The organism is Mucilaginibacter sp. GW822-FHT03E02 (assembly GCF_058801545.1).
In genome coordinates, this window is sequence record NZ_JBXANJ010000001.1 from 2,333,167 (window position 1) to 2,349,834 (window position 16,668).

The following is a 16,668-nucleotide window of genomic DNA, read 5'->3' on the forward strand; positions in this document are numbered from 1 at the left end:
TAATCATGATGATCATCATTTATTCTTCTTTCTTTATAAAATATTATCCTACTTATCTATCCTGAACCAATCGAAATCCGCATAGCCACCCATACGTACATCTGGTGCGCTTATACAAAACAAGCCTACTTTAGCCCCGATCCATTTATCAGGTTTGGCAACGAATTCTTTTCCAATAGTGGTAAAATTCACCCCATCTTCGCTGTAGCTGAAAACACACCGGGCATCGGGCGAGCTTACTTTGATACGCAGATATGCCTCAGCACTTTTGATCCGTTTCTCATCGGTGATTTCCTCTGCTGTACCGTCCATGGCGTTTTTACAAACCACGGTGCTTAACTTGTAGCCCTGCTCATCTTTTGATATAGAGAGATAGGCGTAATCATTGCCCATCATCAGTAAACCGGCTTTTTTTCCCTGTCCTGCCTCCCACTCAACCTGGTATTTTATTTTGGTAGTGGCCGTAAAGTCAGGAGCCGGCAATTTTTTCAACAGCAGATTTGGAGTGGTCCACAGGTTAACCGCGTTTTTTTCCTGCGGATAAGCAAACAGCCTTAAGTAGCCAGAGCCTTTGATCTGAGCACCCCATTGAATTTTAGGGTTGGCATGCCATTGCCATTGCAAACCGGTTTTATCGCTGTTAAATTCGTCGCTTTCGGAAGGTGTCTGGATTGGATACATCGCACCTGTTTTTGGTTTTTTATAGGTAAATACAGGTTCTCCCTTACCATCCTGATCCGGGTCATTACCAATCACTGGCCAGTCGTTCACCCATTTTACCGGTTGTAAATAAACTACCCGGCCGTAAACGCCTTTGTCCTGAAAATGAATAAACCAGGGCTCACCTGTTTGGGTTTCCACCAGCGCACCCTGGTGTGGACCGTTCACATTGGTTTTGCCCTGGTCCATTACAACCTTTTCTTCGTAAGGCCCATAAATACTTTTAGAACGTAATGCTAACTGCCAGCCGGTGGCCACTCCCCCGGCAGGGGCAAGAATGTAGTAATAGCCATTTCGTTTATAAAACTTGGGGCCTTCTATGGTATGATTTTTTTCGTGTCCGTCATAAACATGGGTGCCTTCATCGGTAACTACTGCTCCACTGGTATTCATCTTAAAAACAGTAATGAGACTATTAACACCGGCGCGGCTGCCGGCCCAGGCAACAGCTAAATAAGCTTTGCCGTCATCGTCCCAAAATGGTGCAGGATCAATAATGCCTTTACCCGGCAATACCAATAACGGCTTTTCCCAATCTCCGGCCGGATTTTTGGTTTTGACCATGTATATACCGTAATCCGGATCAGGATAGTAGATATAAAACTGATTGTTATGATAACGGATACAGGGCGCCCAAACGCCCTTGCCATGTTGCGGCAGATCATAAACCGCTGCAGGCTCCTGTTTTTTTAAGGCATAATTGATCAGTTGCCAGTTCACCAGGTCCTTAGAATGAAGGATTGGTAATCCCGGCATACAATTAAAACTGGATGATACCATGTAATAATCATTCCCTACACGGATAGCATCAGGGTCGGAGTAATCAGCATGAATAATCGGGTTTTGATAAGTTCCGTTGCCCTTATCTGCAACCCAAACTTTGGATATTTGTGCCGAACTCTGATTAGCCCCCGTAACCAGGATCAATCCTGTTATTAAGCTTTTGATAAAACTGTTTTTATACATTTTTAAGCTATTCTTATTAGTTTAAGTCCCAGTAAACTACATAGCGTTGGCGGTGCAGGTTATAGTAAGGTTCAAGTATAACAGGCGTTCCATTTGTAGTAATAGTAGTTGTAAAAGTTAGAGGCTCTCCTTTAACCGGTTTTATAGCACGTGAAATGCTATCATTATTGACATTCAGCGCATGAGCAAGGTTTGCCGGTATATTATACTCATAATCGTAATACTGATAGGGATCAGTAGCATCGTGATAGGGTGCATGCGCCGGCATCGCTTCGGTACCCATTTCACCCGCCAGTACTACCGGCCCGTACATCACAGCAGCTATTTTAGGATTATCGGGTGTTGGTTCCAGGTGCAAAGCCATCGGGTAGGTTATTTCAACCTTGTCACCCGTTTTCCATTTGCGGTTCAGGGTGATATAGCTTCCGGGCGACTGGTTAACTTTGATGTTTTTACCATTTATTTTTACTGTTGCTCCATTACGCGCCCAACCCGGGTATCGGATATAAAGCGATAAGTTATCTGCGTTTGCGGAATCGATAATGAGTCTTGTGGCTGCCTCTTCGGGATAAGCGGTTTCCTGTCTTAATTTCAAACCTTTAGCTTTCCAGGTTAATACCGATGGAATGAACAGGTTGACATAAACATCCTGATCGTTATGGTAATAGATAGCTTCGCCGTATTTAGACTGACTTTCAAACCCCGAGCCTACACAGCACCAAAACGAACTATCGCGGGTACTGTATAATCGGAAGGAACCGGCTTTCAGTGGCGTGAAATAACATACCATGCCGGTTTTGGGGTCCTGCTGCCCCAAAATATGATTGTATAAAGCCCGCTCGTAATAATCGGCATATTTTACGTTGGCATCCCAGGTAAACAGGTGGCGTGTTACCTTGAGCATATTGTAGGTATTACAGGTTTCGCCGGTATAGCCGGTTATGAATTTTGATATTTTACCAGGCTCAATAAAATGTTCCTTATCGCTGTTACTGCCGATAACATAGGTTTGATTATGGATCACATTATCCCAGAAATTACTTACGATGGCTTTGTCCTTTATATCGCCGGTTAATTCGTAAGCCCGGGCCTCACCCGTGATTTTGGGAATAACGGTATTGGCGTGCATCTTGTTGAGCTTGTCCTCCCCGGCAGCTAATGGATCAAGCACAGCATGGTGATAAAACAGTTCTCCGAGTTTCTTGTGCTCCGGGTTACCTGTTATAGAATACAGGTTATACCATGCTTCGTTCATTCCGCCAAACTCGTTCCTGAGCATCAGGGCCAGTTGATCCTGGCTCAGTGGTGAGATCTTTTGATACGCCCATGAAGCCATTTTATTCACTACATCAAGTGCCTGCGTATCGCCTGCATACCAGTAAGCATCAATTAAACCGGCAACTATTTTATGCAGGGTATACCAGGGCGCCCAAACGCTTTTGCCTTGAATATTCCTGTCGATATAATTCTGCGGAAAGGCGCTTAAATATCCTCCTTCATTTAGGGTAGCCTGCACCTCTGCAAGTCCTGAAACCAGGCTGTCTATTTTTTTCTTAAAAACTATATTACCGGTAGCTGCATACTGGAACGAAAGTCCTGATAACAAATGACCAATACTATGACCACGCAGTTCCATATCCAAAGCTTCCCAGCCACCAAGCGGGGCTGGCATTTTTGTTTTACTGTCTTTTTTATTGGTAAGCATCCCGGCGTTAACCCGGAAACTATGAAGTAAACGCTCTACCGGAAAGGAAAGCATCCATTCGCCTTCACGGTCCATATTATCCTTAAAACGGCTGTGAAGTAATTTCACATCCTGCAAATCAAAACTGTAAGCTTTAACCGGAATCTTTACATCCGTTTTTAGGGCTGATTGGTGTTGGCCAACATATTGGGCAGATACACCCAAAGGCAGTATCAGCAATCCAATCCACAGGAACAAGCTACTTCTTTTCATCTTCTTTTAGTTTTATTGTGTTCAAAAAAACCTGTAATTTTTCGGTGAAACCATCCGGATTCTCCAGGTTACTGACATGCCCCGCATGGGGAATGATCATTTGCTTAGCTGATGGTACTACTTTTAATAACCTATTGGCAACATTCGCATCAGCATCGCCGGTAAGTACCAATACCGGAACGGTTGTTTTTTGTACCCTTAGCCGGGTTTCCGCCTCGTTACCAAGTAAAAAGCGGGGCTCAAGGTGTTGAGGCTGCCATGCATCCCATTTATAGATCATGTTCCAGACGGGCTGCCTCTGGCTTTCGATATTTTTGACATTGCGTTTGGTTAGTTTATTAAACCATTCCTGTTTACTGGCCAGAATGCCTTTTGCCTGCCATACCTTGATCTTTTTATGCTGAGTTTCGGCTTCTTCGGCAGTCCAAGGATGATTAGGGCCGGGCACGTCAAAAAAATCGCCACTGGCAGCAGTAGCCGAAAGCAGGCGCCCGGGGTAAAGCGCTAAAAAATCGGTAACAACAAACCCGCCCAATGACAGCCCGACGATATGCGCTTTTGCTATATGCAATTGATCCATCAAAGCTTTCAGATCATCGGCATGCAGGGCTTTCTGATTTTCAGAAGGCATCGACGACCAGCCGTATCCTCTCAGATCATAACGGATCACCCGGTATTTTTTCGCCAGCTCAAAAAACTGCGGGTCCCATTCCGTGCGGTCAAATGAATGCCCGTGGATTAGGATAAGCGGCTCGCCTTTTCCTGTTTCTTCATAATAAAGTTTAGCACCGTCAGCTGTTGTGACGTAACCGTGCTTTACATTTTTCATGTTTGCCTGTGCCAGTACATCCCTCACCAACAGTGGCAATATGGGGCTGCCTAAAAACGAATTGAAACCGTTTTTCATTTCGGCTACACGGGCAAGTAGGAAGCCATAAACGTTATTTTTTTTATCGATCCAGGGATAGGCACCGGCCCAGCTCGGGCTGCTGATCAGTGTGGCGCTGCCTTTGGCATCAACCTCTTCCCGCCATTCGCCAAGGCCATAAACATCCTTTCGCTCGCTGGCACGGGTGTTTTCAACGTAAGGATCGGTCATTTTAGCATTTCCAACCTGGTCGGCCTGCATCTCCTGTATGGCTTTTGCCGACAGGATGCGTTTGCCCTTATATACCCCGTTATGGATGATCATGTTCAGGAAACGAGCATAGTCTTCCAGTGCCGATCTTGCCCCGCCGCCAAGCATGGGGTTTTGGCCGCCAACATCGCTCACAGGCGTAAAATGAGTCAATTGCATGCCTAAGGGTTTTGCTATCTTTTCCTGGAAGATCGATTCCCAGTCTTTACCCGCTGCCAGTTCAGCCATACGACCGGCTACTTGCATAGCAAGACCGCCGTATTTAAATTTAGTACCGGGAGCAGTATCAGTAGGCAGATCGACAATATGGGTTACCGATTCTTTCAGGGTTTGGTAGTTATCAGAATGCCTGCCTGCCGGTTGATAATCGGGATAACCGGCAGTATGCGAAAACAGCTGCCTTAAAGTGGCATCTCCTTTTTGATCTTTAAATTCAGGCAGCCATTTTTTAACCTTATCATCCCATGATAGCTTCCCGTCATCAACTACGGCAGCTATAGTAGCAGCAGCAAGCCATTTGCCTGCCGATGCTATATAGGCTACTGTTTCAGGGGTATAGTTTCCAAAATATTTTTGATGGATAACCTTGTCATCCTTAACAATAATTACAGATGCTCCTTCGTAGTAACCGCTGTCAACCCAGCCACCTATCTTCCTGTCCAGGTAAGAAAAATCATACACAACAGGCTTTTCTTCCGATATTTGCGCAGATACAACCGAAGCTACAGCCACGAGTATAAAAATTGATATGATTACCCGGATGCCTTTCATTAGTGCTTAACTTTATAAAATTTGGCTCCGAATAAAAAGATCACCGCGTAACAAGTAATCGGCAGGTAATAAGCATGCGCTACGCTATGGTTGGCTATCTGCCCCATGATCATCGGGAATACCGCACCGCCAACAACCCCCATCGCTATGAAAGATGAAGCTTGTTGTGTGTGACTACCCAGGTTTTTGATGCCTAAACTGAAGATGGTAGGGAACATAATGCTGAAAAAGAAGTTGATCATCAGCAGTGCGATATAGGATGTCCAGCCCAAACGTTGTGCAACTATCAGGCACATTAAGATACTGCCGCAGGCAAATGCCGCTAATAGTTTATTGGGTGCTATGTTGGTCATTAGCGAGGTACCCACAATACGCCCCAGGGCCATCATCCCCATAAAAACAATCATAAAGTAACCGGCTTTTTCATTGCTGAAATGCATAATATCTACACCGTAGTTAATAAAATATGCCCAGGTGCCCGCCTGCGCCGCCACATTAAAGAACTGTGCAGCAACAGCCCATACAAAATGCGAATGCTGGTATAATTTTTTTGATGGTGCTACATCTATGTTAACCGCATCCAAATCTGCTGCTGAGGTTCCCACATGCGGGTCTGTTAACGCGGGGATTTTTAAAAACATAAAAGCAACTGCTATCAGAATAATCACACAGCCGATGGCTACATATAGCGTTTTTACTGAGGTAAGGTCGGTTGAGCGCACCGTATCTGAACTTAGCAGGAAATAAGACCCAATGGCGGGGCCAATCATCGTACCAACCGCGTTAAAGGTTTGTGCGAAATTTACCCGCTGGTCGCTCCGGCGCTGATCACCCAGGGCAGCGGCAAAAGGATGCGCCACGGTTTCTAAGGTAGCCATGCCGCAGCCCATAATAAATAAGGCTATCCTGAAAAAAGTAAATGAAGCCGCGTTGGCAGCTGGCACAAATAAAAACAGGCCCGATGCAAATAAACATAAGCCCAATATTACGCCCGGCTTATAACCAAACTTCTTTAAAAAATATCCCGCAGGGATGCTCATAATAAAATAAGCACCGAAAACAGAGAACTGAATTAAACCGGATTGAGATTTGGAGAGATTAAGCACGTTCTGAAAATGTTTATTCAGCACGTCGCTCATGGAATGCAGCAAGCCCCACATCAGGAACAACGAGGTTACAAAAATGAAGGCTACTATAAATTTCTTCTCGGTAAAAGCTGGTTTATTGGTCATGATTTAGAATTGAAATGAGTATCCTTATCTGGTGTAAATAAAAAACCACTTCCGCCCGTGGCATCAAAGCCGGCGGCAGCTCCCATCAGGGCGGCATCTTCTCCCAACAAGGCCATTTTTATTTTTACATGTTCAACATATCCCGCTAACTGATCAATGAGCCCGTTCAGGAACAGGCCTGATGCCTTGGCAATATTTCCGCCAATAATGATCACATCCGGTTTTTCAGCCCGGATAATACCCTTCAGGAATAACGAAAGATTGGCTGTAAACTCCTCGAATATGTCTGTAACTACAGGATCACGCTGAGCCATTGATGTTAGTGCGCTCACTCCGGCAACCGATTGACCTGTTAATTCAGAATAGCGTCTTATAAACCATCTTGTGGATAAATAATCATCCGCAATACTGTCCTGGTAAAGTTCGCTGCCCAGGTTTAAGTCCCTGGCTATGCCATCGAAGCTCAAAGCGGAACCAAACCCCGTACCCAGCGTAATTCCAAGGACCTTCGGAAATCCCACGCCTGCCCCTGCTACAACTTCACCTTGTAAAAATGCTTCGGCATCATTTCGGAACAGGACATTTTCAGGTTCTATCTTTAGCATTTCTGACAGGTATGACTTAATATTTAAGCCATAAATAGCTTCATATTTATGCAGGTCTCTGATTAGGGATATACCATTTTCATAGTCAAAAGGACCGGGCATGGCTAAAGCAAGCTGATGAACCGGAGCGCCTAATTTCTTATAAGCCAGCGTTAGTGCCGCCGACCAGCTTTTCAATATTGCCATTGAAGTGCCCCTGGAATCTACACTTACCCGGGTACGGGTATCTTCAATGATCGTCTTTTTAGCCAGATCAATGACCGCTGCGGTAATATGTGTACCACCGACGTCCGCACTGATCACATAATTATTTGTATGCTGTAGGCTCATGATGTTTGATTAATAAATGATTTAAACTAATTAGGGGTTAATTTTCAGGAGTCAGATAAAGGGCCTGCCCACCGGAAGCCATCAGACCCACGTCCAAAACCGTTCGCGAATCCACTTTTAGCTTTTCGATACCGACATGCGTTACCGTTGGCACTTTGATATTGTCTGCATATAGGGTAGCCAGGTATTTCTTTCCTTTAGGTAAGAAATCAAGCGCCAGTTTTAAGTTTCGTGCCTCATTATTGGTAATGGTACCCACAAACCAATCCCTTCCGCTTCTGCGGGCTGTGGTGATGTATTCACCGGGCACCCCCTGCACAATCCTGGTTTCATCCCAGGTGGTGGGTATTTTATTCCAAAACTCCAGTTCCGGTTCATTTTGGTAGGAAGACGGCTTATCATACCAGTACAGCGTCTGCAGCGGGCTGTAATAAATTGCTGCCAAAGCCAGTTGATGAGCATGGGTGGTTTTAATGCGCTTATCAAAATAACAGATGGTATAATCTGCAGCGCCGGCAATATAGCGGGTAAACGGCAATACCGTATTATGCGTGGCATCCGGCATTTCCTCGTTACCGCGGATGCCTTCCGCTGACATCAGGTTAGGCCAGGTTCTTTGCTCCCCCGTCGGCCGCCAGTCATCGTGAATATTCACCATGATCTGGTTATCTGCGGCCTGCTGAATCGCTTTTTCTATCCAGGTTGTCCAGCGGTGTGAGCCGGCCTGGACAAATCCAAATTTTACGCCTTTCACACCCCATTTCTTGTAGACGCTAAACAGACTGTCACTTTGAGCTATCAGCGCCTGCTGGTTAACATAAAGCCATACGCCTACGCCCTTTTCTTTGCCATACCGGATAATGCCGGGAAGGTCAAAATCTGATATAGCCACTTTGGTAGCATCTGAGCTGAAGCTGAATGCCGGGCCGTACCATTTCCAGTCGAACAGGATATATTGCAGATTTTGTTGTACCGCAAAATCGATGTTAGCTTTGGCGTCAGCCGTGGTTTGGCTCATCACCCGCATAATTTTGCCGGGTTTTACCCAATCGGGGCTGGCTATTTTATTATTATCATTGAGGTTTTGTATAAGATAGTTATGCTCTACCAGATCACCCGGTTTTTCTCCCACCATAATTACGCGCCATGGGGTAGCCACGGGCGAGATCAGATCGGCCCGGTCATACATCGAGGTAACTATTGTATTCGGCACGTCTTTATTTAACTTAAACTTGGTACGGGCATAATCCGTCATATTGGCTTCGGTAAGACAGGCATATAGTCCGTTTGCTAACGCCATCGTCAAGGGACGCTCACTCTCACCGGGCCAATTGCTTAAGGGTAATTTATAATACGGTGCCTGCGCCCAATTGGCAAACCAGGCCTGCGTACCGGCAGGCATAGTAAAAGTGGTATTTTCGGCAGTAATGCCATAATAGGTGCCTTTTACATTTTCAGGGAAGAAATACCTGAAGGCAATGCCTTCATTATAAGCCCTTACCTGCACCTGTATTACGTAAATGGGATTATCATCTTTTACCAATTCAATATTCAGCGCGTTATAATGATCTGGGATTCTTGCCTGTTCGCCATTTACGGGCACCCAGGCGGTATCTTTTGTAGCCAGTGTGGTCTTGCTGATTCTTAGGTTTTCGCACCAATCGGCATGCTGATCAACTTTCAGGGCCATCGCTTTTTCAGACAGGCCGTTATCCATCGTTAGATCCATTTGCGAATCCATTACCACTGGTTTTTGGTTATAGCTTACCCGGTAACACATCATCTGATTACCATCGGCTATTTTTTGCTGGTAAAATTCAAATTTCAGATTGCCATCCGGCGATTGCAAAGCGGTAGTCGAACCCGGAATTATGGTTTGCCCTGACACTGATGCTAAACCAATGACCAGCGAAATGCTTACTGTAAATAATCTGAGGGTCTGTCTCATTTGTTGTCAATTATTTTAGTTTCGCCGGTTTGAATGTTCAAAGTAAAAGGTTGCGGCTTAGGCAGCCATAGTTTGCCATCGCCTATTTCCACCGGCATCCACAGGTAGCGCGAATCCCATTGGGTTTTAGGTTTCCACATATCACCCATAAAAATCACGCTCGTTTTTTTGCTGCCCACGACTTTAATCAGCATAGTTGATTGCGAACCATATGTATTGGTCTCGGGGGGGGCAATATCTTTAAATTCGCTCCATGGTCCGCTCAGGCTCGTGGCGGTTGCATACTTATTGGGGTTGGCATTCCATCCGGTCAATGCAGAGCCAATGGCGTAATACAAACCATGGTAATGCACAATGGCTCCGCCTTCCATATGCGCCGGGATAAGGCATATTTCCTTTTCAATGCTTAGATAATCATCCGCTAATTTGACAATGCGGAAGCCGAAGGGCCGGTCTTCAAAAATGAGGTAAGCCGTACCATCATCGTCCATAAACTGGCCGATGTCACGGCTCTCGTGCCCCAAGGGGCGAAAGGTATCCAGAAACTTAAACGGACCGGTTGCTTTATCACTAATAGCAACCCCTACCCGCGCGTAGGAATAACTGCCGGGTGTTTTAGCGGTTGATACCGCCCCCCTTACCTGCCCGTCCACGTGCATATACATCACGTAATTTTTTGTTTTCCGGTTGTAATAAACCTTGGGCCTTTCCACAACCCATTTCAACAATACAGTGTCGGGCTTACTTATTTTAATATCGTTTTTAAATGTCCAGTTCACCATATCATTAGAGGTGTAGCAGCTTACAAAGCGGTAATTAGTATCCAAACCCTGCCGGCGCTGTTCGCCATACCAATAGTAATTGCTTTTTACTTTGATAATGCCACCACCATGGGCCTGAATATGATTGCCTGCATTGTCAGGCCAAATTTCGGTTGGTCTGATGGTGTCGGTTTTAGATTGAGCTTTAGCTAAAAACGACGAAAGCACCAGGGCTACAGTAATTATATTGCATGGGGATAAATACTTCATAAGGCTAAACTTTTACCAGTTTTTAATTTTTTCAATCGCAGCAAGGCTTCCAGGTAATAATAATCTGCATAAATGATCGAGACGTTGATCTCTGTTCCATTGGGTTTATGCCCGGTGGAGTGTAACAGAAAGGCACTATTGGCATTACGGCTCTGATAAGTGGCGGATGAAAGCGACCTCAACATCCCTTCTGCTTTTTCCCGGTAGCATTTCGCTTTGGCCTTGTCCTTTACGAAAGTGGAAAGTTCCAGTAAAGCCGATGCGGTTACAGCCGCGGCTGAAGCATCACGCGGGGCATCCGGAATATCCGGGGCGTTAAAATCCCAGTAAGGAATCAGGTCAGCGGGCAGGTTCTGCAGATAACGGTCTGCCACTTTTTGGGCAAAAGCCAAAAAACCGGCTTTGTGTGTTTCGCGATAACACATCGTAAATCCGTAAATGGCCCAGGACTGCCCCCGTGCCCACATGGAGTTATCCGCATAACCCTGATGGGTTATACCCTTGATCTTTTTACCGGTTACCGTATCATACACCACCACATGATAGGCACTGTAATCGGGTCGGAAATGGTTACGCATAGTTGTTTCAGCATGGCTGACAGCGATGTCATACAGTTTATGACGGCCTCCATGCTTTGATGCCCAGAACAACAGTTCTATGTTGATCATATTATCAATGATTGTGTTGTGCGGCCAGCCCATCTTTTTCACCATTGGCGGCCAGGATAAAATTGTCCCGACTTTGGGGTTAAATAAAGTAGCCAGGGAGTCTCCTGCCCGTAGTATTATTTTTTTATATCCGGGATCATGTGTCAGCCGGTAACCATTGCCAAAGCTGTTAAATACCTGAAAACCCAGATCGTGATCAAAACCGCTGTGATTGACCAGAGGGGTTAATTCCCGGGTGAATTGATCAGCTTCAATTTTCCATTGCGGATCGTGTGTTCCTCCATACAGGTACCATAACAGGCCGGGCCAGAAACCACTGCACCAATCAGTGTAATTAACAAACTTCCATTGACCGGAATCAGTACCTGTAGCGCGGGGAATATGATCTATACTGCCAGCCGGAATGAGTTTCAGCGTCTTGCCTGCCTGTGCTGCGCAATAGTTAATTTCCCTATCCGGCGAGAGTTGACCCTGAGCAGATACGAATACAACAAATGAACAAAAAATGATACTCAGCCCTGCTCTTTTTAAAACAGGATTAACCATACGGTAAGCTCCATTTATCATATATCTTTTAATTTAAAGGGTAACACTTTGCATGTTGATGAACTTAATTCCCTCAACATGTTCAGCACCCGGCATACCATCTGAAAAATTGATTTCAATTAAAATTGAAATCAAAATATTAGCCAGTTCTCTCCCAATTAGGCACCCGTTTATTCAACTGCCCCCTTTGAGATTTTACGCTTTTATCCCGATTAGGAGATCTAATAAAAACGAGGTTATGGCAATGAGTAGAGTAGGGTTCCCTCTCCTAACTGATCGAAGCCCCCACTGTTAGGCCCGTAATCGCCGCCGCCTCCTTCCGGGCGGGTTGTCTGGACCCCCATTGTCGTATAAGGTGCTGTCAATCCTTTCAATTTCACATAATGATTATAGGGGATCTCCCACATCGGGCGGATAGTACCTCTTCCATCGGGACTCACCACTGTTTGGGTCACGGTAGTCTGACAGTTATTGTAGCTGTAACCATTGAATGGCACATCCAGTTTGGCTACATTATATTTAGCTTCATATTCACAGGCTTTAAGAAATAAATTGTCGTCGTATCCAAAAAAGTCATCTCCCTGGTTCCAAGCCATTTGAAACATAGCACCCAATATGGCGATGTTAAGGGTGGCATGCCCCTGATCCCGCCCGCTTTCCTGCAATTGTGCCAAGCCACTGTTAGCGCCTGTAAAAACATTATTGATGGCTAAATTAAGGTTCCCGTTCCCAATGCCATGTTGAAGATAGTTCACCGCTTGATTGTATATTACCCGTTTATCTGTTAAAATACCAATGGCCATAATTGACTGAAGATTACACAAATCCCAGTTAGACCAGAAGAGTTGCACGCAGGAATTTTGATGATGAAGCAAAAAATCATTTTCCTTTGAATAAAAAACTTTCAGCATCCATTGCTGATAGGCAGTAAAATCAGCAGCTTTCCATCCGCTGTAATCCCGCATGAATTCTCCTGCAATGGCAAATTGAGCACCGTAAATAGCGGTCAAGTCTACATTGGGATCTCCACTCAATTTAACGCAGGTGCTGGCCCAGGAGTTCAGGATAAAAACGGCCCTGTCGGCAAACTGTGTATCCCCCGAAATTTTCCACCTTAAAGCTAATTGAAATGCGGCCGCAACATCATTCATGGCATTTGAATAATTATCCGGCTCCGGCTCTTCTACAGAATTACCACCCCGGATTAATTTAATCGTTGGATTAGGCACATAAGTGATCTGCGCATGGGGATTGGCAATTAATTTAGCCCAGGCTGATTTCCATGGATCGGTACCGGCCGCAACCATGGCTTTAATACGGCCGAAATCCGATGCCGTTACCAATCCGCCGGGGTGTTCCATCGGCACATTATCTGCCAGGGTATCTATATATTTTTTACCTGAAGGATTGGTTTTGGTGGTATCTGCAGGCGAGCCCGAATCATTTACGGATTTCTTTGAACAGGAAACCAGCAATAAGACACCCGATATCAACAAAGCAAAAGGAAGATTAACTATTTTCATATGATCAAAATTTAATAGCATTACTGCTCATTATCCGTTGGTGTAAATTGCCAGTCCCCGGGGATGGGTTAACATCCCCGGGAAGCCCCTGACAATTCCAGCCAGTTATTTCTTATAATAAAGCGTGTATACCTGGTTAGCACTTAATACATAATTGAATATTTGGAATTTATCGATACCACCTGCAAAACTCCAGTTATTGGTGTAATCGGCATGTGAACCGATATAAGTATGGTCCTGGGTAGCCAAAGTTAAGTCGTAATAAGCAGGCAACGTAGTGGTACCGATTACTGCGCCATCCATATAGGTGATCAGCTTATGATCCGTTTTTGAAGCGGTCATCACCATGTGATGCCAGCCAGTAGCCGGTATGGCTTTGGAGGTGATGGAATTGGTCTCCTGGTAGTTTCCGCTAATTTCATAAATATAACGTGATACCACATTTGATCCGGCACCATTCCACCAGCTGGCGGCAACAGCCAGAAGCGTTAAATGATTATTTCTCAATGCGAAATTTGAAGTACCAAAATCAAATATAGGCTCAAAATAGGTGGCCAGCGTTCCGGGATGATAAACCCAGCAAGAAACAGAAAGCTCGTTGTATTGAGCCGAATTAGTCGGTAATGCTACCGCCTGGTGAACACCTCCGTCTGTAACGGAATACCCGGCAAGTGAAATAGCCTGTCCATCAATCCCTTTTATAAAGCTGTAAGGAGCAGCCGATCCTTTAATATAGGTTGCCGCTGTACCGCCAATAGTGGCATTCAGGTTATTTTCAAAATCTAACTGGTACATAGGGGTTGGTACAAAGGTCAGATAGGTAAAAGTTCCGGCCTGTACCGGGTACCCGCCGACATATACAACAAGTTTGCCTGATGTAAAACCATTAGGAACGGTGGCCATAATTAAGGTATCGCTCACCACTGTTTTTACTGTACCTGGTGTACCGTTAAAACTTATGGCAATATTTCCTGCGGCAGTGCCAAAACCGGTGCCCTTGAGCGTAATCACATCGCCGGGAGAACCCGCATCCGAACTGACAGACTTAACTACAGGCGGGGGAAGAACCTTGTAGGAACCGATCGAATCGATGGTATGGGTCCATATTTTCAGCGTTACTTTTCCGCTGATGGCGTTTGGCGGAACTTTTACAACGATCTGTCCATCGGTACAGGACCGGATCGTATCGGCTTTGATACCGCCGAAAAAAACCGAAACCGCATTTGGATAGGTTCCAAACTGAGAACCGGTAATCGTCACATCGATACCCGGATATCCCTGCCCCGGAGTCATACCGGTGGGAAGAGGAGCCGGGTAGGAATAAACTTTTATATTCGGCGCTTTATTGCACCCGATATAAATGGCAGCCAAAGCCAGCACCACCATTGTATATATATTTTTTTTTAGTGATTTCATGATTTTAATATTTTAAAAAATCTTATCTGTTAATAGCCATTATTTTGAACCAGTTTGGTATTCAATTGAATTTGCTTCAATGGTATCGGGAACAAATAGTTTATCCTTTTAAAATTACGGTTAGCGGCAGCATCAACAGTGACGCAGTTCAGATTTCCTTTTCCGGTGGCTACTGTTGTTTCACCATAGACATACAGATTCGGTAAATATAATTTTGTCGCATTGCCACTGGCGTCTTTAAAGTCTGTTGGATAGGAGGTTCCGCCTACCACTGCTCCGCATATCGATTGATTTAATTCCTGTTCCGCAATTCCCCAGCGTTTCAGGTCATCAAAGCGGGAGTTTTCCCCCCATAACTCAAGGGTCCTTTCACGCCTTATTTCGTTGCGTATATCCAGGCCATTAGCCGTAGCCAAAGCGTTGGTCAGGGGGGCAACTCCAGCCCTGGCCCTTACCAAATTCAGGGATATATTCAGGTCGGCATCCGAAATGTTGCCATTCAGTTCCATCTTTGCTTCTGCATATATCAGGTAAACTTCAGCCAGGCGTATCTGGGGATAATCCTGGGATTCTTGATTATCATTACGGTAGGATGGATAATTATAGGCCGCAAACTTTTGATTCCCATAGCCATATGCTCCGTTCAGAGTAACAGAGCCTGATGCCGGCAATGCGCCATATCCAAGTACATATCCGTACAAACGAAAATCCCTGTTTTGATACTCCGATGCGGCCGTGTGATATCCCTGAAATAAAGGCGACTTATCAACAGGTAATCCATCAGCACACAAATACATATCCATCATTTTGCGGCTGGGAATCAAAAAGGCCTGAACAGTATGGGTTAAGTTGATGCCCCCCTGGCGCAAATTGAAGTCGTAAAGGCTTTTTAAAATAAACTCATTGTTACTGGTTTTGTCAAGGCTCAGGGGATTGGAACCAGAACCGTCAATACTAAACAAATAGTAAGCGCTGCGGTTATTCAACCCACTGTTGTAATTCCATAATTGATAACCACCGTTATCCATCACATCTTTTGCCATGGCAGCAGCATCTGTTAAAAACTGGGAAACCTGATCAGACGCCGGGCCGCCCGATCCTTTAAAGTCGGTTGTTGTACCGGTATATTTGCGCCAGGTAGCTTCATAAAGTTCCACCCTTGCTTTAAATGCCTCGGCAGCCCATTTGCTGATACGGCCCTTATCTGCCGAAGGAATAGTTTGCTCTGTAGGCAGGCCGGCAATGGCATCATTTAAATCACTCAAAATCTGGTTGACCACCTCATAACGATTGTTACGGGGACCTGTCAATCCGGGAGAATTTAAATCGAGCACAGTTGTTACAATAGGAACGCCCCCAAAACGTTTAAGCAGAAAAAAATGCTGCCAGGCCCTGAAAAATTTCGCTTCGGCCACATATTGTTTAATATCCGATTGATTGCCTGTATAAAGGTTAGCCTTTGCCAGCAATACGTTAATGTTCCGGATATAAGCATAGGTATTATCCCAATAGATATCGCTATTGGGGGCATTAACAGATCCGCGGCCATAGCTAACCGTCGACCCCACCGTTACATTGGATGAAATATCTGAACCAAAGTCCATAAAGTCGTAAATACTGCTTCCGTTAACAGACTGCCAGCTGATCATTTTATTGTAAAAATCGCTTGCAGCAGCTTTAAACTGATCCGGTGTAGCAAAATAACTTGCTTCGGTAAGCTGATCCAAAGGCTTCAGGTCAAGGTAATTTTTCTTGCAGGAACCCGCCAGCAAAATCACGCCAGCCGCAGCTATAAGAATTAATAATTTTTTCATTTT

General features: G+C 45.1%; 11 protein-coding genes. All 11 read right to left on the bottom strand.

Annotated elements, in window-relative coordinates; translation table 11 throughout:
- Positions 1-48: 48 nt before the first annotated feature.
- Entirely contained in the window at positions 49-1,686 is a 1,638-nt protein-coding gene (locus AC1RM2_RS09815; RefSeq protein WP_492984928.1) for a glycoside hydrolase family 43 protein, read from the bottom strand.
- 16 nt (positions 1,687-1,702) lie between these two features.
- Positions 1,703-3,643 (bottom strand): glycoside hydrolase family 127 protein, encoded by a 1,941-nt coding sequence (locus AC1RM2_RS09820; protein ID WP_492984929.1) that lies wholly within the window; start codon positions 3,641-3,643, stop codon positions 1,703-1,705.
- Complete coding sequence (locus AC1RM2_RS09825; RefSeq protein ID WP_492984930.1) at positions 3,630-5,552, bottom strand: alpha/beta fold hydrolase; 1,923 nt, start codon at positions 5,550-5,552, stop codon at positions 3,630-3,632. Before AC1RM2_RS09825 ends, AC1RM2_RS09820 begins: the two co-directional genes overlap by 14 nt.
- The gene (gene fucP / locus AC1RM2_RS09830; RefSeq protein ID WP_492984931.1) at positions 5,552-6,784 is read right to left on the bottom strand and encodes an L-fucose:H+ symporter permease; all 1,233 of its coding nucleotides are present in this window, start codon (positions 6,782-6,784) and stop codon (positions 5,552-5,554) included. Before fucP ends, AC1RM2_RS09825 begins: the two co-directional genes overlap by 1 nt.
- Complete coding sequence (locus AC1RM2_RS09835) at positions 6,781-7,719, bottom strand: ROK family protein (protein ID WP_492984932.1); 939 nt, start codon at positions 7,717-7,719, stop codon at positions 6,781-6,783. Before AC1RM2_RS09835 ends, fucP begins: the two co-directional genes overlap by 4 nt.
- A 37-nt stretch (positions 7,720-7,756) precedes the next feature.
- Entirely contained in the window at positions 7,757-9,667 is a 1,911-nt protein-coding gene (locus AC1RM2_RS09840) for a glycoside hydrolase family 97 protein (RefSeq protein WP_492984933.1), read from the bottom strand.
- Positions 9,664-10,698: a family 43 glycosylhydrolase gene (locus AC1RM2_RS09845; RefSeq protein ID WP_492984934.1), complete on the bottom strand. Its 1,035-nt coding sequence runs from the start codon at positions 10,696-10,698 to the stop codon at positions 9,664-9,666. The genes AC1RM2_RS09840 and AC1RM2_RS09845 overlap by 4 nt, the downstream gene beginning before the upstream one ends.
- Positions 10,695-11,933 (bottom strand): glycoside hydrolase family 88 protein, encoded by a 1,239-nt coding sequence (locus tag AC1RM2_RS09850; protein ID WP_492984935.1) that lies wholly within the window; start codon positions 11,931-11,933, stop codon positions 10,695-10,697. The genes AC1RM2_RS09845 and AC1RM2_RS09850 overlap by 4 nt, the downstream gene beginning before the upstream one ends.
- A gap of 215 nt (positions 11,934-12,148) precedes the next feature.
- Positions 12,149-13,435, bottom strand: a complete 1,287-nt coding sequence (locus AC1RM2_RS09855) for an alginate lyase family protein (protein WP_492984936.1) — start codon at positions 13,433-13,435, stop codon at positions 12,149-12,151.
- A gap of 105 nt (positions 13,436-13,540) precedes the next feature.
- Positions 13,541-14,851 (bottom strand): IPT/TIG domain-containing protein, encoded by a 1,311-nt coding sequence (locus AC1RM2_RS09860; RefSeq protein ID WP_492984937.1) that lies wholly within the window; start codon positions 14,849-14,851, stop codon positions 13,541-13,543.
- Between the two features lie 29 nt (positions 14,852-14,880).
- Positions 14,881-16,665: a RagB/SusD family nutrient uptake outer membrane protein gene (locus AC1RM2_RS09865; RefSeq protein WP_492984938.1), complete on the bottom strand. Its 1,785-nt coding sequence runs from the start codon at positions 16,663-16,665 to the stop codon at positions 14,881-14,883.
- Positions 16,666-16,668 lie beyond the last annotated feature (3 nt).